Annotated in this window: 15 protein-coding genes and 3 pseudogenes; 10 read left to right on the top strand and 8 right to left on the bottom strand. The window is 67.8% G+C overall.

Annotated features, from left to right (window positions below; translation table 11 throughout):
* Window positions 1-27 precede the first annotated feature (27 nt).
* From ACFY16_RS01380 to ACFY16_RS01370, 3 genes are read left to right on the top strand one after another with little or no spacing between them, the layout of a single operon-like run.
* Window positions 28-1,233, top strand: a complete 1,206-nt coding sequence (locus ACFY16_RS01380) for a glycosyltransferase (protein ID WP_390645017.1) — start codon at window positions 28-30, stop codon at window positions 1,231-1,233.
* 9 nt (window positions 1,234-1,242) lie between these two features.
* Window positions 1,243-1,815 (top strand): hypothetical protein, encoded by a 573-nt coding sequence (locus tag ACFY16_RS01375; RefSeq protein ID WP_390645016.1) that lies wholly within the window; start codon window positions 1,243-1,245, stop codon window positions 1,813-1,815.
* A 17-nt stretch (window positions 1,816-1,832) separates the two neighbouring features.
* Window positions 1,833-3,227 carry a glycosyltransferase gene (locus ACFY16_RS01370; protein WP_390645015.1) on the top strand — a complete coding sequence of 465 codons (1,395 nt, stop codon included), beginning with the start codon at window positions 1,833-1,835 and terminating at the stop codon, window positions 3,225-3,227.
* Between the two features lie 128 nt (window positions 3,228-3,355).
* Here ACFY16_RS01370 and ACFY16_RS01365 read toward each other — a convergent pair whose 3' ends face one another.
* On the bottom strand, window positions 3,356-5,584 hold the full coding sequence (locus ACFY16_RS01365) for a glycosyltransferase family 4 protein (RefSeq protein ID WP_390645014.1): 2,229 nt from the start codon (window positions 5,582-5,584) through the stop codon (window positions 3,356-3,358).
* 144 nt (window positions 5,585-5,728) lie between these two features.
* Complete coding sequence (locus ACFY16_RS01360) at window positions 5,729-6,331, bottom strand: acyltransferase (RefSeq protein ID WP_390645013.1); 603 nt, start codon at window positions 6,329-6,331, stop codon at window positions 5,729-5,731.
* Window positions 6,332-6,704: 373 nt separating this feature from the next.
* Here ACFY16_RS01360 and ACFY16_RS01355 point away from each other — a divergent pair, with 373 nt between their 5' ends.
* From ACFY16_RS01355 to ACFY16_RS01340, 4 genes are all read left to right on the top strand, one after another.
* Complete coding sequence (locus ACFY16_RS01355) at window positions 6,705-8,192, top strand: VCBS repeat-containing protein (RefSeq protein ID WP_390645012.1); 1,488 nt, start codon at window positions 6,705-6,707, stop codon at window positions 8,190-8,192.
* A gap of 58 nt (window positions 8,193-8,250) precedes the next feature.
* Window positions 8,251-11,910 carry a LamG-like jellyroll fold domain-containing protein gene (locus tag ACFY16_RS01350; RefSeq protein ID WP_390645011.1) on the top strand — a complete coding sequence of 1,220 codons (3,660 nt, stop codon included), beginning with the start codon at window positions 8,251-8,253 and terminating at the stop codon, window positions 11,908-11,910.
* An 86-nt stretch (window positions 11,911-11,996) separates the two neighbouring features.
* On the top strand, window positions 11,997-19,004 hold the full coding sequence (locus tag ACFY16_RS01345) for a polymorphic toxin-type HINT domain-containing protein (RefSeq protein WP_390645010.1): 7,008 nt from the start codon (window positions 11,997-11,999) through the stop codon (window positions 19,002-19,004).
* A gap of 129 nt (window positions 19,005-19,133) precedes the next feature.
* A complete protein-coding gene (locus tag ACFY16_RS01340) occupies window positions 19,134-19,400 on the top strand; it encodes a hypothetical protein (protein WP_390645009.1) in 267 nt (88 codons plus the stop codon).
* 198 nt (window positions 19,401-19,598) lie between these two features.
* Here the strand turns inward: ACFY16_RS01340 and ACFY16_RS01335 are convergent.
* The 4 genes and pseudogenes from ACFY16_RS01335 to ACFY16_RS01320 form a co-directional block, all read right to left on the bottom strand.
* A pseudogene (locus ACFY16_RS01335) lies at window positions 19,599-20,192 on the bottom strand (site-specific integrase); the annotation flags it as partial.
* Window positions 20,137-20,385, bottom strand: coding sequence for a hypothetical protein (locus ACFY16_RS01330; protein WP_390645008.1), 249 nt, complete (start codon window positions 20,383-20,385; stop codon window positions 20,137-20,139). The gene ACFY16_RS01330 and the pseudogene ACFY16_RS01335, both read right to left, overlap by 56 nt.
* Before the next feature lie 345 nt (window positions 20,386-20,730).
* A complete protein-coding gene (locus ACFY16_RS01325; RefSeq protein WP_390645007.1) occupies window positions 20,731-21,084 on the bottom strand; it encodes a hypothetical protein in 354 nt (117 codons plus the stop codon).
* Complete coding sequence (locus ACFY16_RS01320) at window positions 21,081-21,560, bottom strand: hypothetical protein (protein ID WP_390645006.1); 480 nt, start codon at window positions 21,558-21,560, stop codon at window positions 21,081-21,083. The genes ACFY16_RS01325 and ACFY16_RS01320 overlap by 4 nt, the downstream gene beginning before the upstream one ends.
* Before the next feature lie 237 nt (window positions 21,561-21,797).
* Here ACFY16_RS01320 and ACFY16_RS01315 point away from each other — a divergent pair, with 237 nt between their 5' ends.
* Window positions 21,798-22,172: a hypothetical protein gene (locus ACFY16_RS01315; RefSeq protein WP_390645005.1), complete on the top strand. Its 375-nt coding sequence runs from the start codon at window positions 21,798-21,800 to the stop codon at window positions 22,170-22,172.
* On the top strand, window positions 22,169-22,429 hold the full coding sequence (locus tag ACFY16_RS01310) for a hypothetical protein (RefSeq protein ID WP_390645004.1): 261 nt from the start codon (window positions 22,169-22,171) through the stop codon (window positions 22,427-22,429). The genes ACFY16_RS01315 and ACFY16_RS01310 overlap by 4 nt, the downstream gene beginning before the upstream one ends.
* Before the next feature lie 139 nt (window positions 22,430-22,568).
* Here the strand turns inward: ACFY16_RS01310 and ACFY16_RS01305 are convergent.
* Window positions 22,569-22,777 (bottom strand): annotated as a pseudogene (locus ACFY16_RS01305) (site-specific integrase); the annotation flags it as partial.
* Window positions 22,778-22,983: 206 nt separating this feature from the next.
* Here ACFY16_RS01305 and ACFY16_RS01300 point away from each other — a divergent pair.
* On the top strand, window positions 22,984-23,547 hold the full coding sequence (locus tag ACFY16_RS01300; protein ID WP_390645003.1) for a Uma2 family endonuclease: 564 nt from the start codon (window positions 22,984-22,986) through the stop codon (window positions 23,545-23,547).
* 34 nt (window positions 23,548-23,581) lie between these two features.
* Here ACFY16_RS01300 and ACFY16_RS01295 read toward each other — a convergent pair.
* Window positions 23,582-23,872: pseudogene (locus ACFY16_RS01295) on the bottom strand (Scr1 family TA system antitoxin-like transcriptional regulator); the annotation flags it as partial.
* Window positions 23,873-24,626 lie beyond the last annotated feature (754 nt).

Below are 24,626 nucleotides of genomic sequence, written 5' to 3'. Positions count from 1 at the left end.
CACTGTGCAATCTCATAAGGAAGTCACATGAATCAGGCGGCATCCCGTGATGTGGCTGTGGTGACGCCGTGGTATCCGACACGGGAGTTGCCTTTCCGGGGGTCGTTCGTCAAGGCCATGGTGGCGGCGACGGCGCCTGGCTGCGACAACCTCACCGTGTACCACTGTGACCCGTGGGTGGCTCCCATGGACGAGGCGGCGACGAAGGCCGTCGAGGCGGCCAACGCCAAGCTGATGACCGGAGCCGTGCACCGTGTGCCCACCGTCGGCGGCGCCGGACTCGTCCAGTTCCCCGTCACCACGCCCCGCGGTCAGAGCTGGGCCACGCAGGCGCTCAACCATGAGCGCCAGCTGCGCAATCTGCTCGACGGGAAGCCCATCCCCGCGGACGTCGTCCACGCCCACGTGGGCCTCCCCAGCGGCTGGGCCGCTTTGAAGAACGCCCGGCCTGACGCCAAGGTCTTCGTCACCGAGCACGCGTCGTACCTGGAGAGCGTTCTGGAGGACCCCGAAGCCGTCGAACGGTACGACGAGCTCCTGGAGGGCGTCACCCGCTTCCTCGTCGTGGGCGACACGATCACCGAGATCCTCAAGGACCGGTTCCCGCACCGCGTCGACAAGATCGGACGCATCCCGAACCCCATCTCCTTCAGCGAGCCGCGCCCCGAGCCGGTGAAGGACCTCACCAAGTGGCTCTATGTCGGCAGCCTGACGGAGCGCAAGCGCGTCCCCCTGCTGGTCGAGGCGTTCGCCCAGTGCCACGCCGAGGACCCCTCCCTCACGCTCACACTCACCGGTGACGGCGAGAGCCGTCGGCCGGTCGCCGAACTCGTCGCCGAACTCGGGCTGGAGGACGCGGTCACGCTGGTCGGCTCCATCCCGCACGAGCAGGCGCTGGAACTGATGCGCGAGCACGACCTGCTGGTGCACGCCAGCCGGTACGAGACGTTCGGCATGACGGTCGTCGAGGCCGCCGCCGCCGGTCTGCCGCTGCTCGTCACCCGCTGCGGCGGACCCGAGAAGATCCTCGCCGGCATCGAGGACGCCGCGGGCGAGCTCGTCCCTGTGGAAGAGAACCCCGAGTCGATCAGCGACGGCTACCGGCGTCTGCGCGTTCGCTTCCTCGCCGGTGAGCTGGACCTCCAGCGCACCCAGGCGAAGTTGGACGCCGACTACGGCTATGAGGCCGTGGCCCGGGCGCACTACCGACTCTGGTTCCCCGACTCCCTGTGATGGAGTGACATGCAGGTACTGTTCCTGGCCCTCGGCGCCGCGCGGAAGCGGGCCGTGGTCGATGAATCCGCGGCCGTCGCCGCGGCGGGCGGCCGCGCCGTCGTCCTGGTCGCCGACAAGAAGCGCTGGGCGGCCGAGACCTTCGCTCCGGGCGTCGAACTGATCACGCCCGCCGAGCTGGAGGCCCGGCATCTGCCGCGCCGACTGGAGCGCGCCGTGCTCTACCAGGGCCCGCGCCGCGTCGCCGGCGCTCTCGGCCGCGGCCGACTGCGCGCCAAGACGAAGAAGGCCCTCAACGCGTACGAGAAGGGCGTGGCCGGCCGAGTGCACCGGCGGGTCTTCATGCCGCTGCACCGCAGGATGTGGCCCACCGCCGGAGCCCGCATGATCCGGCGGTGCTTCGGTCCTGACGGCGGCCCCGAGCTCGTCGTAGTCGCCGACGCCCTGTCGGTGCAGCGCGCGGTGGAACTGATGGAGTCCTGGAACTCCGACAGCCTGGGAACTCCGCGCGTCTGCTACAGCGTCGACTCCGTCGTACCGTCACCCGTCGCTGTGTCTCCGCAGCCCTCAGCCGCTCGCTGACCAACCGAGGAAGACCGATGAAGAACCGTAGCGAACGGCGCCCCCGTGTGCTCTACCTGGCGTTCTACTTCCCGCCGTCGCGGGCGAGCGGCGTCTACCGTGCCCGGGCCACGGCCAACCATCTGGTGGAGAAGGGCTGGGACGTCACTGTCTGTGCCGCCCCGCTCGACTTCCTCCACGACAGGATCGGCTCCGTCGACGAGGAGCTGTCGAAGACCGTCGACCCCCGGATCAGGGTCGAGCGCCCGTCGTTGAACCAGTACGCCTGGCAGCACGACCTGCGTGAGTACAGCTGGCTGCGCCGTAGCTTCCCGTTGGTGGCCAAGCGGGTCCATGAGTTCAGCCAGACGAAGCTGTTCCCGGAGCGCTACTCGTCCTGGGCGCGGGCGTCTGTCTCCCGGGCCCTGAAGTTGCACACCAAGAAGCGCTTCGACGTGGTGGTCGCCACCGGTAACCCGTTCGCGTCCTTCGGTGCCGCCTGGCTGTTCCACAAGCTCACAGGTGTCCCGTACGTCATGGACTACCGCGACTCGTGGACGCTCGACCTCTTCCACGACGCGCCGGCCTTCCCCGAGGAACACATAGCCTGGGCGTGGGAGAAGCGCATGCTCGACAAGGCGTCGGCAGCCGTCTTCGTCAACGAGGCGTTGCGCGGCTGGCACGCCGAGCGGTACCCGGAGGTGGCCGACCGAATGATGGTCGTGCCCAACGGCTGGGACGCGGATGTGCTGCCCGAAGTCGTCGAGAAGGTCGTGGAGGCGGCCCCCGACGAACCTGAGGAGACCGGCGAGGAGCGGCCCGCCCCACTGAAGTTCGCCTACCTGGGCACCCTCACGGTGAAGCAGCCGGTGGAGGAGATGGCCGAGGCCTTCAAGATCGCTCGGCGCCACCCGGACCTGGCGGACGCCGAACTGCAGATCCATGGGCATCTCGGGTTCTTCAAGGAGAGCCCCGGAGCGCTCAAGGCCCGCCTCGGTCTCGATGACGGCCCGCGCCCCGATGACGTCGAGGACACCGGCCTGCGTTACTGCGGCCCCGTCTCCAAGACCGAGGTCGGCAAGGTCTACGAAGAGGCGGACGTCCTGGTCTTCCTCGCGGGCGGCGGCAAGTACGTCACGTCCGGCAAGATCTTCGAGTACATGGCCTTCGGCCACCCGATCGTGTCCGTGCACCAGCCCGGCATCGCTGCGGAGGACGTGCTCGAGGGGTACCCGCTGTGGTTCAACGCCGACAGCCTGGACGTGGAGGAACTCGCCGCGTCGATGGTGGCCGCGGGAAAGGCCGCGCGGGATCTGACGCCGGACCAGCGAGCGGTGGCGCGGCGGCACGCGGACACGTACACGCGTGAGGCGACGCTGATCCCGTTCGAGCAGCGCCTGCGGGAGATCGTGTCGCGTCCCGCGGCCGACTGACCGGGGCACGGCAAGCAGTTGAGGACAGACGCCTGGCTGGGGTTTCCCAGCCGGGCGTTTCGCAGTGCCTCACGTCTGTCAGGGCCGCGCGGGCCCCGACGTCTTCGTCAGGGCCCTTGCCCGTTACGTCACTTCGTGTCGTACACGCTGCGGTCCAGGCGCGTGGTGACCTTCAGGTGCGGGTGCGACTTGGCCCACTTCCAGCCCGTCACGGTGGAGTTGATGTCGCTGACGAACACGTGATCCACAAGGTCCAGGCTCAGCTCCGGGAGGACCCGCCGCTTGGCGATACGGGCGAGCAGCTGCGGCCTGACCTCCTTGTAGCCGCGGTTGAAGACCTTCTTGTGGAAGGCGTTGGCGACCTTGGTGTGGGCTCGCTGCATGGTCGCGACGGCCAGCTCGGGTCCGATCGCCTCGCGGTTCTTCGCGGCGATCCGCCGCGCCCGGCGCAGCACCGCCCGGGGTGCCCGGTAGACGAGGAAGCGTTCGGCGCGGGGGATGCGCAACTTCTTCTCGGCGTCTTCGATGCTCAACACGGACACGCTCGGGTCCAGGTTCAGCCGTCCCCACGGCTTCGGCGAATGGGCGGTGACGACGGTCACCTCGACGCCCTTGGCGGCCAGGTGGTTGGCGAAGTCGACGATGCGGCGCGGCTTCGGGGGCGTCAACGCGAGGACGACCGCACGCCCGAGAGGTTCGCCCGACGCGGAGGCCGGATCGCCGTCGACCGACGCGTCGGCCCGCTGCTCGGCCCCGGCGTCCTCGGTCTGGGCCTCGGGAGCCTGCGGGACGGGCGCCAGGGCGCCTTCGTACACCTCGATGAGCTGCTTGGACACGGCCTCGTAGCCCATCCGCGCCTCGAGTGCCTTCCGGGCCCGCGCGAGGTCGAGTTCACCGGCACCGGCACGCAGGCGCCAGTACGCGTCCACGATGACCTGGGGATCGTCGCTGACGTCCATGAGGCCGCCGGCCAGGGTCTCGATGCCGGCCATCGTCTCCTCGGGGCCGCCGCACCGGGTGACGAGCACGGGCAGCCCGGAGGCGATCGCCTCGACGATGGTCATCCCGAACGTCTCGAGCTTGCTGGCGTGCACCAGCAGGTCGTGCTCGTGCATCAGCGGGCCGACGGCTTCCGGGGCGACCGGCGGGAGGATGCGGAAGCGGTCGCCGAGACCGAGCTCCGCGGCACGCTCACGCAACTTCTCCTCGGACGAGCCGTGTCCCACCAGGGTGAGTGTCGCGCGGGGCTCCTCGGCGGCGACGATCGCGAAGGCCTCCAGCAGTTCGTGGACGCCCTTGTGCTTGAGGAGACGGCCCACGTACAGCCAGCGCAGCAGCTCCGGGGAGGGAGCGGGGCCGAGTACGAAACGGTCCAGGGAGACCGCGTTCGGTACGACGCCGATTTTGTCCGCGTGCTGCGGGAAGCGCCGGACGATCTGCTCGCGCAGCGCGGAGCCGACGCACATGACGGCGTCCGCGCGCTCCAGCACCTCGCCGTAGAGCTGCTCCGCATTGGCCTGGGAGAACACCTTGTCCAGGAAGGTGGAGTGTTCGGTCACCACGACACGCGCGTCCGGGCGGGCGAGCCGCAGCGCCAGCACACCGCCGTAGATGCCGGTGTGGGCGTGGACGACCGGGGCCTCGATCCGGCCGGTGGGCAGGGCGCTGCGGAGCGCCTTGACCTGGGCCTCGACCCAGGGGACGTAGCTCTTGCGTCGGACGAGCGGTACGGGGACGCGGACGACGGTGCCCTCGGGGGACTCCAGGACGTGGCCGAGGGCGGCCCGCTCCTGGAGGCGCTCGGTGGTGACCCGGATCGCGTCGGTGAGGGCCGCGGACGCCGGGCCGGACCAGTCCTCGGTGTGGAAGACGGAGACGCGGTCGAAGTGCCCGGCCACGGCTTGCGTGGCCGCCTGCACGAAGGCCCCGGCGTAGGGGTTGTTCGGGGAGGGATACCAGGGCGTGAGGACGGCCAGGTCAGCGGGCTCCACGGCGCGCTCGGTGCCGTGCGGCTCCAGCCGCAGGTCGAGGTCGGGCCGGCGGCGCTTGGCTATCCAGGCGACGGGCAACGCCTGGGCGTCACCGGCTATGAGGGTGTTCGCCTGGGCGAACGGCCCGGACTTGTCGCCGACCAGCTTCTTGGCGGAGGCCCACGCGCTGCCGTCCTTGTCCGGGGCGACGCGGATGATCTCCACGCCGTCCGTCCGGTCGAGCTCCTCCAGAGTCTCGTGCCACTCGGGAGCATCCAACGCCACCAAGGAGACCCGGGATCCTGAGGACGCGAGCTCACTCACCTGCTCGCGCGCCGCCCGTACTCGGTATGTGCCGAGCGCGAGATAGAGCACGTGGCTGTTCATCTGGGATCCCCTTCGCCCTTTCACCTGCACGCCGCGCGCCCGTGCGACGAGTGCGTCCTCACGGGCATGGGTACGGAGATACGGCGCGGCGCGATCACCCTATCGAAGGCCGCATACTGCCCCAGCACGCGGCTGCGGCTGCCGTCAGCCCTGTCGCTCGACGAGAACGCCGTTCTTGTCCTCGTACAGAGCACCCGACTGAGGGCATTCCCAGACGCCGTCCTCTCCGGCCCGCTCGACCAGCCTGACACCGGCCCTGCCGACCCAGCCGACCTGTCGCGCGGGAACACCGACGACCAGGGCGAAGTCCGGCACGTCCTTGGTGACGACGGCGCCGGCCGCGACCATGGCCCAGCGGCCGATACGGACCGGCGCGACGCAGACCGACCGGGCGCCGATCGAGGCACCGTCGGCGATCTTCACGCCCACGGCCTCCCAGTCGCCGCCGCGCTTCTGCTTGCCCTCGGGGTCGACGGAGCGCGGGTTGTGGTCGTTGGTGAGGACCACGGCCGGACCGATGAAGACACCGTCGCCGAGCTCGGCCGGCTCGTAGACGAGCGCGTAGTTCTGCAGCTTGCAGTTGTCGCCCATGCGCACGCCCGAGCCGACGTACGCGCCACGGCCGATCACGCAGCCCTCGCCGAGGCGGGCGCCCTCACGGATCTGCGCGAGGTCCCAGACGCTGCTCCCGGCGCCGATCTCGGCGCTCTCGTCGACCTGGGCGCTGGGCTGGACCCTGTAGTTCACTTCTCCGCCTTCCGGTGCCTGGCTTCGTTTGGCGAGCATACGGGCCCTGGCGCGGCCGACTGCGGGGGGTGTGGCGGGCGCCACGAACCAAGGCGCTCAGGGGGAAACTGTGCGAATCCTGTGATTTTTGTCACGCTCGGAGTGCGAGGTGGGTGTTGCATGTGCACGCCACGTAAAGGGATGATCACTTGAATTTCTTTGGCTTCTCTTTATGTAGGGGTCGCTGTGCAAAGGGCGGGGAAAGCGGGCTAAAGGCTTTTTAGCCGTGTCAGGGACATGACTAAAACGGATCGATGTGCAAGCGAAGACAAACAGGGAGGGGAACCCACCGGTGAAGAGGGCATGGCGGCGCGGTGCCGTCGGAGCGCTTGCAATGGCGCTGCTCGGGCTGGGACTTGGGACCGGAGGCAGCCAGGCGGTGGCGGCCGTCGCCTGCACGGCCGGCACACCGTCCGACTTCAACGGTGACGGGGTCCGCGACACCGTCATCGCCGATCCCGACGCCACCGTGGCGGGCAAGGAACGTGCCGGCCTGGTCCATATCGTGCTGGGTGGCGGGAAGGGAGTCGTCGAGATTTCCCAGGACACGGTGAATGTCGCCGACGGCCCCGAGGCCGGGGACCGGTTCGGTTTCTCGCTGGCGGTGTACGACGCGAACAAGGACGGCTGCAGTGACCTGGCTGTCGGTATCCCGTACGAGGACGTCGGCACCGTAAAGGACGCGGGCTACGTCCAGGTCATCTACGGCTCGTCGACCGCGGTTGGGTCGGAATTCCCCAGCAGGGGCTTCATCCAGGGCGAGACCGAGCCCCTGGGCGGCGGACCCGAGACCGACGACTGGCTCGGCTACGCGGTGGGGGCCGGCACCTCGACAACCGGTGTGCCCTATCTGGCGATCGGCGTGCCGGGCGAGGACGGGGCCGCGGGCACGGACATGGGCCTGCTCGGCTACGTATACGGGACCTCCTACACGGCGGTGAACGTGTCCCAGGGCAGTGTCGGGGTCTGGGAGGACGAGGAGCCGTACGACCGCTTCGGAGCCTCGATCGCCGCCACGGACCGGTTCTTCGTGGTCGGTGCTCCCGGCGAGAGCATCGGCACGGTCAGCCAGTCCGGTGGCCTCCAGGGCTTCCGGCCGTCGATCAACACGGACGGGATCCCCGACCCCCTCTTCGGCATGGGGCAGAACCGTACGGTGTCGAATGACATCACCGCCGAGACGGACGACCAGTACGGCACCTCCCTTGCGCTGGCCCCCTACCGTCCGTCGGGAGCGGCCACCATCACCGACGCGATCCTCGCGGTGGGCGCGCCGGGCGAGGATCTGAGTACGACGGCCGACGCCGGAGCGGTGGAGACCTACCAGGTCGCGGCCGACGGCACGGTCACCTTCCTCAACTGGATCGACCAGAACACGGACGGAGTCGACGGCGACGCCGAGGCCGGTGACTACTTCGGTCAGCGGCTCGCGGCGGTGAACACCAGCACCAACGTGGTGAGCACGGCGGCCACGATGCGCCTCGCCGTGGGCGTGCCGGGCGAGGAGTCGACGACGGAGGCCCCGGAGGCGGGCGGCGTTCAGCTCTTCTCGCTGCTGGGAGCGCCCGGGGCCGCCGACTCGTGGATCGAGCCCGGCAGCGGTATTCCCTCCGGGCCGACGCCCCGGACGTACGCGGGCATCAGCCTCGGCGCCAGTCCGTCGCTGCTGTACGTGGGCGTTCCCTACGGGCCGGCCGAGGGGCGCGCGGTCCACGGATTCCCGTGGAACGCGGCCTCGGGCAGCGCGCCGACGCAGACGTGGAAGCCCGGTGAGGGCGGAATTCCGGCGGGGGCGGCAGCCTTCGGCGCGGTCGTCCGCTGACGCGGCGAAGGCCCGGAGCAGCGAACCAATGAGAAGACAAAGGGTGGGGAGTTCAAGGGTGGTCGCTCTCAAGCGGCGCCGGAGTCTGGCGCGCGGGGTGGTCGTGACCGTGACGGCGGGTGCGGTGTTCACGGCAGGACTGGTGGGTGTGCCCGCGAGCGGGCCGACATCCGTCAAGGAAGCGGTCGCCGCCTCCGAGGGGGAGGCGACCAGCGACGGCAAGGCTCTCTCCGAGGAAGCGGCCCAGGCGGAGGCCGCCGAGGCCGGAAAGCAGGTGGAGGCCGTCAACCTGCGCACCGAGCGCAGCGAGACGCTGGCCAACCCCGACGGCACCTTCACGCTCCGGGAGTACGTCCAGCCCGTACGCGTATTCAAGAACGGCAAGTGGGCGCCCCTCGACACCACGCTCGTCCAGTCGCCCAACGGGTCCTGGACCCCCAAGGCGTCGACCGCCGACATGGCGATCTCCAACGGCGGTGAGGGACCGTTCGCGACCCTGGACCGGGCCGGCAAACAGATGTCCCTCAGTTGGCCCGGGCCGGGCGCACTGCCCAAGCCGAAGGTCGAGGGCAGCACGGCCACGTACGCCGACGTGCTCCCCGGGGTGGACCTGACCGTCACCGCCGACGCCGACGGCTTCTCCCACCTCCTTGTGGTCAAGACACCGGAAGCGGCGGAGAACCCGCGGCTGGCCGAGATCGACCTGCCCGTCACGACCCGGGGGGTGGAGGTTCAGACCCAGTCGGGCGGCGGCCTCGTCGCTGTGGACAAGGGATCGGACGGGCCCGTGTTCGAGGCGGCGCAGCCTCAGATGTGGGACTCGGCGGGGGCCTCCGGTGCGCAGAGCAGCCCGAGCGCGCGCGGGGACAAGACCGACCCGGCCCGGGGCCGTGGAGAGGACCTCAGGGAAGGGCCGGGAGAAGGCTCCCGGGTCTCCCCGGTGCAGCTGGGCTTCCGCAAGGGCGCGATGGTACTCACCCCCGACAAGAAGCTGCTGAAGTCGGCGACCTATCCGCTGTACATCGACCCGGTGACCAAGACCTACACGCGCTCCGGCTGGACGATGGTCTCGTCGTACTACTCCACCGCGGAGTTCTGGAAGTTCTCGGACCACGAGGGCGTGGGCCGCTGCCCTGCCGACGTCTCCGCGCTGTGCGCGAGTAGTGACGACAGGAAGCGCCAGTTCTACGCGATCCCGACCGGGACGCTCGCAGGCAAGGACATCATCGAGGCGGACTTCGCGATCACCCTCGCGAACGCCTACAACGGCACCGCGCGCTCGGTCGTCCTGTCCCGGGTCAACAGCACCGGCGCGGCCGCCATCAACTCCGCGACTAACTGGGACAACCAGCCCTCGGTCAAGAAGACGATCACCAGCGCGTCGACGACGGCCAGGGCGGGGTCCTGCACGTCGACCAACCAGAATCTCCGCTTCGACGTGAAGTCCGCGGTGCAGCAGGCCGCGGACAGCAGTTGGGCGACGACCACGTTCCGGCTGGCGTCCTCCGACGAGTCGAGCTACGCCTACTGGAACCGCTTCTGCGGCAACGGTCAGCTCGAAGTGACGTACAACCGACTTCCCCCGCAGCCCTCGAAGGCCGAGATGAGTATCTCGCCCGGCGGCAAGTGCGTCACCGGGTCGGCGCGTCCGTACGTGGACACTCCGCCGACGATGACGGCGGTCATCCGGGACTACGACCACAACGACGTGGCGGGGAAGGCTGAGACGCTGCGCGCCGAATTCCTCCTGTCGCGGCTCGATGCCGCGACCGGCAAGTGGATTCAGGTGCCGTCGTTCGTCACGGACCCCAAGAGCACGTACTCCGATCCGGCGAACAGCCAGACCGGCATGGCGAAGTTCTCCTCGAAGGCCAGCCTCACAGGGACTCCAACGAAGCCCGTGACCTACACGCTGCTGGAAAACGTCGTCTACGCCTGGCAGGTGCGGGGCAGCGACGGCCAGGGATGGGGCGCCTGGAGCAGCGCTCCCCCGCAGGCATGCGAGTTCGTCTACGACAAGACGAAGCCCGCAGCCCCGACGGTGACCTCGACGGATTACCCGGACGACGACGCTCCGCACGCCGGGGTCGGCGACTACGGGACGTTCACCTTCACGTCGACGTCGACCGATGTCGTGTCCTACCGCTACGAGTTCCAGGACGGCACCAACGGGACCGTGCCCGCGCAGTCGGGTACGGGGCGACCGGCCACCCTGCGGTGGCCGCCGACCAGGTCGGGCTCGCACACGCTCACGGTCACGGCGGTCGACGCGGCAGGCAAGTCCGCCGAGAGCCCGGGCGGATACAGCTTCGTAGTGGCCAACGGCCGTGCACCTGCGGCCGCGTGGAAGCTGGACGATCCCGCGACCGCCACAGCCGCGGCGGGACGAGCGGGCGATCCGTCGGCCGCGAAGGGCGCCGGGGTCACCTTCGGCGTCACGAATCTGGGCGACATGAAGGACAAGGTCGCGACCTCCTTCAACGGATCGCAGGACGCCCACCTGTCCACTACGACGCCGGTGGTGGACACGGCCAAGTCCTTCTCGGTCTCGGTCTGGGCCTACCTGCCCGAGCTGGCCACCCGCGACATGACGTTGGTCAGCCAGGACGGCACGGCGGAGCCCGGTTTCACACTCGGGTACGACGGGACGACCCAGAAGTGGGAGTTCAGCTTCCCGGGCTCCGGCATGGACTCACTCGGTGAGTGGCGGGTGCTGGACGACACGAAGGCGGTCGCCAACCTCTGGGTGAACCTGGCCGCCGTCTATGACGCCGACCAGCACACCATGACCCTGTACAAGGGCGGCAAGGCCGCGGCCGCGCCGGTGCAGCGCCGTACGTCGTGGAGCGCCACAGGTGGGCTCCAGATGGGCCGGTCACTCGCGCTGGCGGGCTACACGAATCACCTCAAGGGGTCACTGTCCGCAGTGCAGGTCTACGACCGTCTGCTGTCCCAGGAGGAGCTGGCGGCGGCGAGCGAGTCCGATCCGGACCAGGTCGGATACTGGCCGCTCGACGAGGCGGTGGACGGGGTCTCGCCCGAGGCGGACGGCGGGGAAGGACTCGCGCTGTCCACGGGGGCCTCCATCTACAAGGTGCAGGACACCGTCTGCGACGAGTTGGACCCGACCTGCACGACCGTCCCCGCCGCACCGCTGTGGGGCGACGGACACCTCCAGCTCGACGGCACGAGCGGCTACGCCGAGCGAAATTCGGGGCTGTTCGCGGCGCAGGGAAGCTTCGCCGTCGCGGCGCGGGCTCGGTTGGCCTCGGCCGACCCGGGGAAGGACCAGACGGTGTTCTCCCTGGCCGGGGTGAACGGCCAAGCGGCTGTGGTGCGTTACTCGCAGGCCACCAAGCGCTATCAGCTGGCCCTGACGGACCGGGACTCCGCCGACGCGACGACGGTGACCCCGGCCGGCCCGCCGTCGATGCCGTCGCCGAACACGGAGAACTCGGGTGACCACCTGACGTTGGCCTACGACGCCGTCTTCGGCGAGGTGAAGCTGTACGTCAACGGCCAGCTGAGCGGCATCGAGACCCTGTGGCCGAACACCTGGGACTTTTCCGGCGTCAGCATCCAGGTGGGCCGGTCCCTGACCGGCGCCACGGGCAGTGAGTACTTCTCCGGCGCGCTTGACGAGGTCAGTGCCTACCAAGGCGTCGTCGATCAATACCGAGCCGTGCGGATCGCCGCAGGTGTCGGTGACGCCACCTAGCAGGACAACGGTCGAGGCGGCGGATCCACGTGTTCCGCCGCCCCTCTCGCCAGGCCTCGTCCACTTCCTTCCCCCATGGGAGAACCATGTCCACGCCTTCGTGGTTCCGCGCCCGTCCGGCGCTGTGGAACCGCACCGCACGGCGCAGAGCGGCGGCCGTCGTCGGCATCGCCGTCGCCATCGGCCTGCTGCCGCAGTACGCCCCCCAAGCTGAGGCCAAGAACCCTGACCTGCCCGAACTCCAGCAGGACCGCGGTCCGGCACGCGGCACGAACGCGAAGGCCGAGAAACCGAAGAAGAACCCGGTCGACTCCGCCGTGGTCACCGACCCGGCGAAGGTGACCTGGCCGAAGCCGGGCCGCGCGGAGACGGCGGTCTCCGCCAAGCTCGCGAAAGTCAAGGGCCTGCCTCTGAAGGCGGCCGCCCCCACCGCTTCCGGACCGGACGAACTGGCCTTCGAGGTCGTCGACCACAAGAAGGCGCTCGCCGCGGGCGTGGACGGCGTATTCCTGAAGGTGGCCCGCACCGACGGCGTGGACACGGCAGGCAAGGCGAAGGTTCAGCTCGACTACTCGGGCTTCGCCGACGCGTACGGCGGCAGCTACGGTTCCCGTCTGCGTTTCGTGCAGTACCCGCAGTGCCTGCTCACCACTCCGCAGAAGAAGGAGTGTTCCACTCCCCGTGAGTTGAAGACCACCAACTCGCTGGCGGCTCAGACCCTGACGACCACCGTCGACGCGGCGCCCGACCAGACCGGCGTCACCACGCAGCTCCTGAGGACGGCGTCCACCAGCACCGGCGCCACCCTCCTCGCGGCCACCGCCGGCAGCTCCGGCGACCAGGGCGACTACACGGCCACCTCCCTCCAGCCCTCCTCGGAGTGGAGCGTCTCCAACTCCTCCGGCGCGTTCAACTGGTCGTACCCGATGCGGACTCCGCCGGTACCTGGCGGTATGGCCCCCTCGGTCAGCCTCGGCTACAGCTCACAGTCCGTCGACGGCCAGACGGCGGCCACCAACGCCCAGGGCTCCTGGGTGGGCCAGGGCTTCGGCTACGAGCCCGGTTACATCGAGCGCCGCTACAAGGGCTGCGCCCAGGACGGGCAGGACAAGGCAAACGGCGACCAGTGCTGGGCGTTCGACAACGCCATGGTCACCCTGGCCGGCGGCACGTCGGGCGAGATCGTCAAGGACGACGCCACGGGCAAGTGGCGGATCAGCAGCGACGACAACTCGAAGGTCGAGAAGCTCACCGGCACGACCAACGGCGACAACGACGGCGAGTACTGGCGTCTGACGACGACCGACGGCACCGAGTACTACTTCGGCCTGGACCGCCTCCCCGGCTGGCGCGCGGACGACCCGGCGACCACCGGCACGACGGACCCGGACCCGACCACCGACTCGACCTGGACCGTCCCGGTCTACGGCGACGACACGGACGAGCCCTGCCACCAGTCGACGTTCGACGCCTCTTCCTGCAACCAGGCCTGGCGCTGGAACCTGTCGTACGTGAAGGACACCCACGGCAACGTGATGTCCTACTACTACGGCAAGGAGACCAACTACTACAGCCAGAACCTCAAGTACACGGAGAACGGCAAGCCGTACGTCCGCGGCGGCTACCTCAAGCGTGTGGACTACGGCCAGCGCGACAGCCAGGTCTACACGACCGCAGCACCGGCCCGCGTGGTCTTCACGACCGACGAGCGCTGCCTCGCCGCGGCCGCCGACTGCGAGCCGGGCGACCTGACGGACGCAACCGCCACCCGCTGGCCCGATGTCCCGTGGGACCAGAACTGCGCGTCGGGCACGAAGTGCGAAGGCCAGAACTCCCCGACCTTCTGGACGCGCAAGAAGCTGTCCGCCATCACGACCCAGATCCGGTCCGGCTCCGGCTACTCCGACGTCGACTACTGGAAGCTGACGCACGTCTTCACCGACAACGGCGACGGCTCGAAGTCTCTGTGGCTGCAGAACATCGACCACGAGGGACGGGTCGGCACGGTGACGTCGATGCCGGACATCGAGCTCCTGGGCAACCAGTTCCCCAACCGTGTCGACGTCGCCGGCGACAACATCCAGGCGATGAACCGTTTCCGCCTGGTCGGCGTTCAGAACGAGACCGGCGGCCAGCTCAGCGTCAACTACGCCGCCGCGGACTGCTCGGCCTCCGCGCTGCCGAAGGAGGGCGAGTCCACCAAGCGCTGCTACCCGGTGAAGTGGAACCCGCCGGGCCTGGACGAACCGATCACCGACTGGTTCCACAAGTACGTCGTCAGCTCCGTCACCCAGACCGACCTGGTCGGCGGCACCCCCGACATGACCACGTCGTACGACTACATCGGCGACGCCGGCTGGCGGAAGACCCGCGCGGACGGCATCACCGAGTCCAAGTACCTGACGTGGGCCGACTGGCGCGGCTACGCCAAGGTCCGAGTCCGAGGCTCGGAAGGGGGCGTCGTCGCGGCGGACAACACTCGTACCGAGCACACGTTCTTCCGCGGCCTCGACGGTGACGCGACGGCGACGGGCGGAAAGCGGCCGGAGACGCTCACGGACTCGGCCGGGACCACGTACACGGACGCCGACCACCTCTCCGGCTTCGAGCTGGAGACGACCACGTACAACGGCTCCTTCAGCGCGGACGCGATCGTCTCCAAGAGCATCAGTACTCCGTGGACCCAGCTCACGGGCTCGCGCAAACAGGACTGGGGCACGGACGAGTCCCGTTACCTGCGCCCGCAGACGACCACCAGCTACACGGCGCTGGAGGGCTACACCGCCCAGAGCCCCAAGTGGCGAGTGACGAAGAGCACGAACACGTACGACGCGGCGACCGGCCGGGTCACCAAGGTCGACGACTTCGGGGTCGACGGTGACGCCACCGACAACCAGTGCACCCTCACGTACTACGCGGACAACGTCGACAAGAACATGCTGGCGTTCCCGTACCGGGTGCACACGACGGCGACCACCTGCTCCGATGTCGCGAACCACGGCAAGGAGACCCTCTCCGACGACCTGACCTTCTACGACGGGCAGGCTCTCGGCACCGGCCCGACGAAGGGCGACACCACCAAGGTCCAGCGCCTCGCCTCGCTGACTGTCACCGACACCCCGGTCTACGAGACGGTCACCGAGCTCGCCACGACCGACTTCGACGCCTACGGCCGGCCGAAGAAGGTGGTCGACGCCGCGGGCACCGCGACGACGATCGACTACACGGACACCAACGGCTTGGCCACCAAGAAGGTCGAGACGAACAAGCGTGGCTGGCAGACCGTCACGGAGTACAACCCCGCCTGGGGCACGCTCACGGCGCAGACGGACGCCAACCTCAAGCGGACCGACCTCGCCTACGACGGGCTGGGCCGGCTCACCGACGTCTGGCTCCCCGATGTGTCGAAGGCGACCTCGGTGGCCAGCATCAAGTACGCGTACAACGTCCGCCAGGACGGCCCGTCCGTCGTGACCACGAAGAAGATCCAGGTAGGCGGCACGTACGGACTCCCCGAGTACACGCTGTACGACGGCAGCCTGCGTCCCTTCCAGATCCAGACCGAAGGACCGAACAACGGTCGCATGGTCGCGGACACCTTCTACGACGGCCTCGGGCGCGTCGTGAAGAGCAATACCGACTACTACACCTCGGGTGCGCCCAGCAGCACGCCTTTCGCCGTCAGGAACGGCGACACCAACGCTCAGAGCCTGACCGAGTACGACGGAGCGGGCCGCAAGACCGCCGACATCTTCGCGGTGGCGGGCGACGAGGAGTGGCGGACCACGTACACGTACGGCGGCGACCGCGTCCACACCGACCCGCCGAACGGTCAGGCGCCGACCACGACGATCACCGACGGCCGTGATCAGACAGTCGAGGTGCGTCAGTACAAGGGCAGCGCGCCACTGCCGGTCGGTACGTCCACCGACTACACGTCCACGCGTTACACGTACAACAAGGCCGGCCTGCTCGACTCGGTCAGGGACGGCAACGGAAACCTCTGGTCCTACGGCTACGACAAGCGCGGCCGGAAGATCACCGCTCAGGACCCCGATGCCGGCTACACCCAGTACGAGTACGACGTCCTGGACCGCCTGACGGCGACGACCCAGCAGGCGTCGGCGACCGATACCCAGGGCAAGAAAGTCTCCACCGTCTACGACGAGTTCGGACGCGTCACCTCCACGTGGGAGGGCGAGCCGACCACGGGCAAGCAGCTGACCGCGCAGACGTACGACACGGTGGCCAAGGGCGAGTCCTACGGCTCGTACACCTACGTGAACGGCGCTGTTTACGCGGCCGCGCTGGTCACGGAGCTCAGCTCCACTTACGAGCCTCTCACCACCCGCTACTCGATCTCCAAGACGGCCGAGCCGGAGCTGGGCGGCACTTACGAGTACAAGACGACGTACGACACCGACGGATCCGTCCTCACGTCGTCCATCCCGGCGGCGGGCGGACTGTCCGCGGAGAAGCTCTTCCCCAAGTACGACGGACTGCAGCGGCAGACGGAGCTGCGTAGCGTCTACGGATCGACCGACTACACGTACGTCGACAAGGCGGAGTACTCCACCACGAGCCAGTTGCAGCGCCTCCTCCTGACCAGCAAGGCGGCCGGAGCCAAGACGACCGAGCTGGGTTTCGAGTACGAACGCGGCACCGACCGCGCGACTCACTCCTTCGTCAAGACCAATGACGGCGCGACAGCCGTCTATGACGCCCGCTACACCTACGACCAGGTCGGCAACGTCACCTCCATCACCGACAACCCCACCGGCGGTCTGGCGGACACCCAGTGCTTCCAGTACGACTGGCAGCGCCGGATGACAGACGCGTGGACCAGCACTACGACGCCGGACAGCGCCCTCGGCACGGGCACGACCAACGCGGCGTGCTCTGCGGCGCCTTCCACGACCGCTGTCGGCGGACCGGCCCCGTACTGGCGCTCGTACGCGTTCGACGATGTGACGGGCAACCGCAAGAAGGAGACGATTCACGGCTTCGGATCGGCCGGCACCCCGGACGTCACCCGCGACTACCTCTACGGTGACGCCGACCAGGACGGCACGACGGGCGAGGCCGGCGACGGTGGCCCGCACGCCCTGACCAAGGTCACGACGCTCACCCCGGCGTACCAGGGCAACCCGGAGGTCAAGTCCCAGGACACGTACGCGTACGACAGCGCGGGCAACACGACCAAGCGGGTTCTGAACGGCGACACCCAGACTCTGGCGTGGAACTCTCAGAACAAGCTGACCAAGGTCACCGGCGCCAAGACGACGGACTACGTGTACGACGCCTCGGGCCAGCGCCTGCTGCGCAACGTCGGCGGCGAGAAGACGCTGTACCTGCCGGGCATGGAACTGAGCCTGAACCCGACGACGAAGGCGGTCACGGCTACCCGGTACTACAGCTTCGGCAACAACACCGTCGCGATGCGTACGGCCGGCGGGGTCCAGTTCCTGGCGGCCGACCAGCACGGCACGGCAGAGATCGCGATTGACGCGGCCACTGGCGCACTCACGCGCCGCCGCATGGACCCGTACGGCAACGAACGCGGCAACGACGGCAAGACCTGGGTCAACGACAAGGGCTTCCTGGGCAAGACGGTCGACGAGTCGACCGGGCTGGTCAATGTCGGGGCGCGGGAGTACGAAGCGAAGAACGGCCGGTTCATCTCGGTCGACCCGATCATCGACTTCAGTGACCCGCAGCAGATCAACGGCTACACGTACGCCAACAACAACCCGATCGCGTTCGTCGACGCGACGGGGCTGCGGCTCGCCAACTGCGTGGGCGGGTGGAACGAGTGCGGCGGCGGTCCGAAGTCCCACCCTGGCGCTTACACCGATGATCCCGGGGGCAACCCCGGCAAGGGCATCGGCACGGGCTACACGGCCGCAGAAGCCAAGGCGGACGTGGCGAAAGCGGATGCGGACGCCGCAAAGCAGCAAATGAAGTCCGTGGCCAAGGAGCTCGCGGATATCGCGATGGAAGAGCTCGGCATCAAGGACGCCCTGGACTGCTTTACGACAGGCAACTTGGGCGCCTGCGGAGCGACGGTGTTCAACATCGTCACTAGCTTCGCCGGGGGCGTTCTCGGCAAGCTGGCGACGAAGTACGGAAACCCTCTCAAGTGGAAAAAGCTAGCGGCACTCGGCAAGCGGATCTGGGGTCTCGCCGACAAGCTCAAGTCTGCTGTAAAGGACTGGTTCAAGTTCGAAAAGCGGGCGAAGCGCGCGGAGGAAGACGCCGAAGCGGCAATCGAAGCCGGAGCGAAGTGCAACAGCTTCGTCCCGAAGACGAAAGTCCTGATGGCCGACGGAAGTCAGAAGTCCATCGAGGACATCGACATAGGCGACCGCGTGATCGCCACCGACCCAGAGACTGGCAAGACCGAGATCCAGACGGTCACGGCGGAGATCAAGGGCACGGGAACCAAGCACCTGGTCAAGGTCACCATCGACACCGACGGAGACAAGGGCACGAAGACGGCCTCCGTCACCGCGACCGACGGCCATCCCTTCTGGGTCCCTGAACTACGTGACTGGATTAAGGCAACCGACCTTACGCCGGGCCAGTGGCTCCGCACGTCGGCCGGCACGCTCATCCAGATCACCGCAGTACAGCGCTGGACCCAGCAGTCGACGGTCCACAACCTCACCGTCAGTGACCTGCACACGTACTTTGTGTTGGCGGGGCAGACGCCGGTCCTCGTTCACAACTGCGGAGGACTCGACGATGCCGCGCACGAGGCAATTCAGGATCGCCATGGGACTGATATTGCCGATGGGGTTGACTACAATCTCCAGCGCATGTGTACGGCCTGCAACTCGGCCAGTGATGCGGCCGATCACACCATCAATGGAATCGGCGGCGACACAGACGAATTGGGTCGGTACCTGGCTGGTCAGCGCGACTTGGGCATGACTCATGTCGATCGGAGGAAGCCAGGAACAACTGCCAGACGCGATGAGAGTAGGGTGGATTCAAGGGGCAGGGGCGTGACGATCGTCCAAAACTCCTACATGGTTCACGCTTATCATCAGTCGTTGGACGAGTTCAACAGCATCTTCAACTCGCTGGGGTGAGGTCGCATGTATCGGAGGGTTCGCCTCAGGCGTTCGGGCGAAAGCTACGTACTCAGCCTCACTCCGACCCAATTCGAACTGGCCAGAAGGGTGCTTGTGGATCTTTATGGCGGCAGTCACTCTTCGGAGGTGGTGGCCGTCGTGGCTGGTGACGCGTCGGCGGAACTCCTCGAAATGAGGGATCGAGAGGTAGACTTCCAGTCGCGCTCGAACATTGAGGTGGCGTTGAGCCACTCCGACCTTCGGGCGTTGTATGGAGCCCTGGCGTTCGCCTTTTTGAATCGCTCGTCGGAGGAGGCGTTTCATAACAGATACGGCTTCTACAGTGAGAATGTCCAGGCTGTGGGCTGGGCGATCTGTGCGGCTATCCAGGGGGTAGGAAACTCGGTGTCGTGATTCTTCCCCAGATTAAGCTGAACGCTTGGTCTGGGTTCACAGTTCTAGAGGGTTCGCTCGTTTCGAGTTTGCTCCCGTAATGGGCGTGCCCAGAGTCGAATTTCGAGTTCCCTGGGATTTCAGGAGCAAATGTGAAGCCCCGTCAGATGTGTCCTGGCGGGGCTTCTGCGTGGGGTGACGGCAGTAGTTGACGGAACGTCAGCGGACGAGGGCGGCGCAGGGTGGCGGTTCGTCGCCGTCGGAGCGTGCCATCTTGGTGTTCTCCGGGCTGCCGAGTGCGGTGCTGAGGGTGTCGATGGCGTCTCGCTGGAGGCGGAGTCGGACGTGGGCATAGACGGTGGCGGTAACGCCGATGTGGGCGTGGCCGAGTAGTTCCTTGATCACGACGAGTTCGACGCCCTGCTCCAGGAGCAGGATGGCGGTCGAGTGGCGGAGGTCGTGGAAGCGGATGCGGCGGAGGCCGGCCTTGCGGAGGAGGGCGGTGAAGGTGCGGGTGAGGTTGGTTGGGTCGATCGGTCTGCCCTGCGGCGTGGTGAACACGTGCCCGTTGTGCTGCCATTCGGTGCCTGCCGTGTGACGGTCGTGCTGCTGTTGTTCGTGATGGTGCTTCAGTGAGTGAACGCAGCGGGTGGGGAGGGCGATGCGGCGTTCGGAGGCCCGGGTCTTGGTTGGCAACGTGGTGAGTCCGCCCGTGCTGGTGCGGCGGATGGCGGCGGTGCCCGCGTTAAGGTCGAGGTCATCCCAGCGGAGGCCGAGGAGTTCGCCTTTGCGGAGTCCGCTGTGGAGCGCGACCATCGCGCCCGGCTTGAGCTCGGCCGCCAGCCCGGCCGACCTCCATGAGCATCACGGTCACCGTGTACAGCGACGCGCTGGTCTCCCGGTCGGTGGCGACCTCCCCGGTCTGCTGGTCCTTGATCTTCAGCACCGGCTCGGGGCCCGCGATGCACACCGTCGACGGCAGCAGGGCAACACGGATACGGGTCATGGCCATACCATCACATTCTCGCGGGCTGTCCAACGGGAAGAGCGTCGACCCAGGGGGCCGACCCTCAAAGTGCGTCGCTGAGCTCACCGACAGGCGGGTGGCTGGCGACTCCTCCGGCAGGGAGCGAAGCTCGCGGCCACTCGTCGTCGGCTGACCGCTCCCGCCCCGGTTCCCGCGCTGCCGGACTGGCCGACGCATGCGCGGGCCGACCGTCGAGCCGCCGAGAGCTCCCGGACCGCCCGCTTGCCCGGGGCGAGGCCTGGATCTGGCAGGCCGCCGGCCCAAGATCGCGTCAACACCCGCGCGGATCGTGGACGCGGCAGATGGACAGGAGGTGAAGGGTGATCAGTCAGTGGCTTTGGGGTGTCCGGTGCCTGCGTAGGTGATCCAGGCGGTGCGGTTGGCGTCGTCGACCAGGTACCAGATGCGGCCGCCGCCGGTGACCTCGTACTGCCAGCACTCCAGCGTCTGCCCCTTCCAGACCGTGGAGCCGAGCTTGCCCTTGAGGCGGTGGTGGCGCTCGGGGTCATCGGTGGCGCGCGGGGCGGATCGGATCTTGTCGAAGGCACGGCGGAGGTTGCCTGCTGCGTGGCGGGAGAGGTGCTCCCAGCCGTTGGCCGCCTCCGTGTTGGCGAAGCGCAGGTCGAACTCTTCGCCGACCGGGGGCGGGGCCGCGCGGTCACCGCGCTTGGGGCTCACTCGGCGGTCTCGCCTTCGGGTACGGGGACGGGTCCGAGGTCGCCTTCGGGCTCGCGGGTGAGGATGGCGTGCAGGGCCGGGTCGGCATAGATCTCGGCACTGTGCCGCCACTGGGCCAGCAGCAGTGCAATGGGAGCCAAGTTCTCCAGCGCAGCAGCCCCGCGAGCGGTGTCCACCAGCTCGCCGAGCATCGCCTCGACATCGTCCTCGGGGAGGAAGACCGACCAGGGCAGAGCATCCGGCAGGGCCTGACGCAGTGCGGCGGTGTTCTCGGTGCGGACCAGCCCGGCGAGCAGGCGGGCGGTGAAGTCGACCACGGTGGAGTCCTGCTCCAGCTGGTCGGCGCGAATGAGCGCCAGGTCGCCCGCGTCGCGTCGGCGCAGGCGCAGTGCGCGGACCGCGTCCAGGCGCCGGGCGGTGGCAGCGGGGTGGTGGAGCAGCTCGCTGAAGGGCACGTCCTCGTAGGCCGTCGTCATGACATCCACAGTAGCTCGGATGTCCTGGCTCGGGTAGCGGATCGATGTCTGGGTGATGCTCGACAATCGCGATCACTGCCGTGCGATCCGAGCGGCAATAGGTCTACACCTCTGACGGCAACGCTGACGGCAACCGGACCCGACACCACCGCACTTCCACGGACGTCAGCGGACCGCCGAATCGCCGTTGACCTGCGAAAACGCAGGTGGGGAGGGGGCACGTAGCACACGTACTATGTGCTGGCGGGCGAGACGCCGGTCCTCGTTCACAACTGTGGTGGGACCATCGATCCGAAATTGGTGAGGTTCTCCCAGGACACTGTCAGTCCTCGTTTCGGCACCGGAGAGACAATTGAGCAAACGGCCGCTGCGTTGCGGTCGGGATACCTCAAGGCGAGCGATCTCCCGACTGTGCGACTGACTGTCAGGGACGGGCAGGTCCACTCGCTCGACAACAGAAGGCTCGTGGCCTTTCAAAAGGCAGGCATCCCGATGCCGTTCCGCATGGCAACTCCCGAAGAAGCCGCCAACGAAGCGTGGAAGTTCACGACTCAAAATGAAGGACGCTCAATCTTGATCAACTACTTCGACCCGCTGGAGTGGGCGCCATGAACTGGCCCGATGCAACATTGAACGAGATCCAGAGCAGGGAGGACCTGGCTCATTTCCTGACCGGGTTGGCGGAAAAGATTCGCGATGGAAGCCTTGTAGTGGAAAACGCCACGACAGATTCCTTTATGGACTCCGCTGGGCGCTGGACGAGGTCGATGGATGGGTTCTTCAAGAACGTAATCAAGGAACCCGTACCAGAAACCCCCGATTGGGCGATGATTGCTGCGATCTTTCGGGCGGCACTCGTCTATGAATAGATCCCGGCGGGCGTGTGTCAACTAGCTGAATGAATGGCACATTCGTTCACGGGCGGCCCGTGGATGAATATTCAAGAGGTCCCGCCGGAGTGTTCCGGCGGGACCTCTGCGCCGTTTGACGGCAACGGTGACGGCAACGTCAGTGGACTACGACTGCGGCGGATGGGTCGTCAGGGTCGTCGTCCCCTGTGCCGAGGGTATCCCCGAGGGTGTCGTTGGCTTGGCGTTGGAGGCGGAGTCGTACGTGTAGACGCCGGCGGTGACGCCGATGTGGGCGTGGCCGAGGAGTTCCTTGATCACGACGAGGTCGACTCCCTGTTCCAGGAGCAGGGTGGCGGGGATCTCCCGACGCGCCACCGCTCGGCAGGCCAGGTCAGCCATGCGCGGGCCCATGCCGACGCCACCCCGGGCAGAGGACTTCACAGCACGCGTGTTCGGGGTCTCGCCCGGGCGGCGAAACCTGATGTCAGCAGGTGAGAGCGCCCGTATGCTGGCCGTGTACCGCCTGCCGGGATCACACCGCGATTGCCGGGCGGACGAGGAGGTGAAAGGGAATGAGCATTGCCATCGACCACACCGGGCCCTGGACCGTCGCCGACGTCCTGGCCCTGCCCGAGGACCGTACGACCCGCTACGAGCTGTTGGGGGAGTCCCTCGTAATGTCCCCCGCGCCCGGCGTCCGCCACCAGCGGGCCTCGTTCCGCCTCCACGTCGCTCTGGACGCGGCCGCCCGGGCTGCCGGCGCGCCGGTGGAGATTCTGGAAGGCGTCAACGTCGTTTTGCCGTCGGGCCTGGTCGTTCCCGACCTGGTGGTGGCCGATGCCGGCGCGACCGCCGATGATCCCGTCACCGTCGACATCGAAGCAGTCCAGCTCGTCGTCGAACTCGTCTCCCCCGGCAACAGCACCATGGACCGCAAGGTAAAGCCCATGCTGTACGCGGAGGCCGCCATCCCGCACTTCTGGCGGCTTGAGTTCGATCCCGCCCCGATGCTCGCCATCTACGAACTGCAGAGCGGCCGATACGTAGAGCGGACGACCGCGCTCTCCGGCGCGACCACCCGCCTGGACGCCCCGTTCCCCATGGCAATCGACCCGGCTGGACTCACCCGGCAGTAGATGCCGCCTGACGGCAACGCCGACGGCAACCGGACCGCAGGGCGGCCTCATGGATGATCGCGGTGTAGGGCGGCGGTTGCGGTTGCTCGCGATAGAGGATGGCCTGGCACTTGATGCGATGGGAGATGCGGTATTCGATCTCGTGCGGGCGCAGGGCCGGAACCGCCTCGCGGAACAACGCGCGGGCGTGCTCCGAGGTCTGAAGCAGGCCCGGGATGTTGATGACCTGGGTCACGCGTAGGGCGCTGGCGTGGTGCTCCAACTCCGCCAGGTCCAGGAGGCGGGGAGACAGGGTGTCCCGGTACTCCTCCCACCAGCCGCGTGATCACCGCCCCTGTCGAAGTGCGGCGCGTCGCATGAACCCCGCGGTCCGCACGGGCCTGTCTGGCGCGGCCGTCGCCAAGGCCCTGGAACGCGGTGGGTTCGAGCACATCTCGACCCGTGGGAGCCACGCCAAGTACCGCAGCGGCGAGCGGACCGTCACATCGTGCCTTTCCACCGCGGCCTCGCGCCCGGCAGCATCCGCTCCATCCTTCGCCAGGCCGACTGGACCGTCGACGACCTCGAAGAGCACCTGAAGTAGCACCGTCCACGAGGCTCTGACGGCAACGCTGACGGTAAAACCGCACCCGACATCGCCGCACTTCCACGGACCTCAGCGGACAAGCAAACCTCACCTGGCCTGTGAAGACGCAGGTAGGGAGGGGTCGGCTAGCACGGACTCACGGGCGGCCCGAATCGCCCGCGTCACGCTCAGAGCCGTTCTCGTCGGACACGGCATGCGCCAACTCCAGGACTTCGCCGAACTGTTGGACACCGAGCTCCTCACCAACGCCTACCGGCACTCCACCGGCCCGGCCACCCTCCGTCTCCGTGGCGTCGGGCTCAGCCGGTTCCCGGGTGACATGAAGGTCGGTGAGATTGGGCTTCCTGCTTCCCGAGGTCGAGGTCGAGACCGACGCTCGCCAGCCCCAACCAACTGCCAGGGAAGGCCGGTTCACCGGCGGGCCCTTTGTCTGACATGTACCACTACCTGTGGAGTTGATGTGCGCTTCCTGTGATTCATGTCATGCCCTGGG

This window comes from Streptomyces sp. NPDC001315 (assembly GCF_042896175.1).
Lineage (GTDB): Bacteria > Actinomycetota > Actinomycetes > Streptomycetales > Streptomycetaceae > Streptomyces.
Note: the sequence above shows the minus strand (reverse complement) of the source record. Positions and strands in the feature narration are given on the sequence as shown.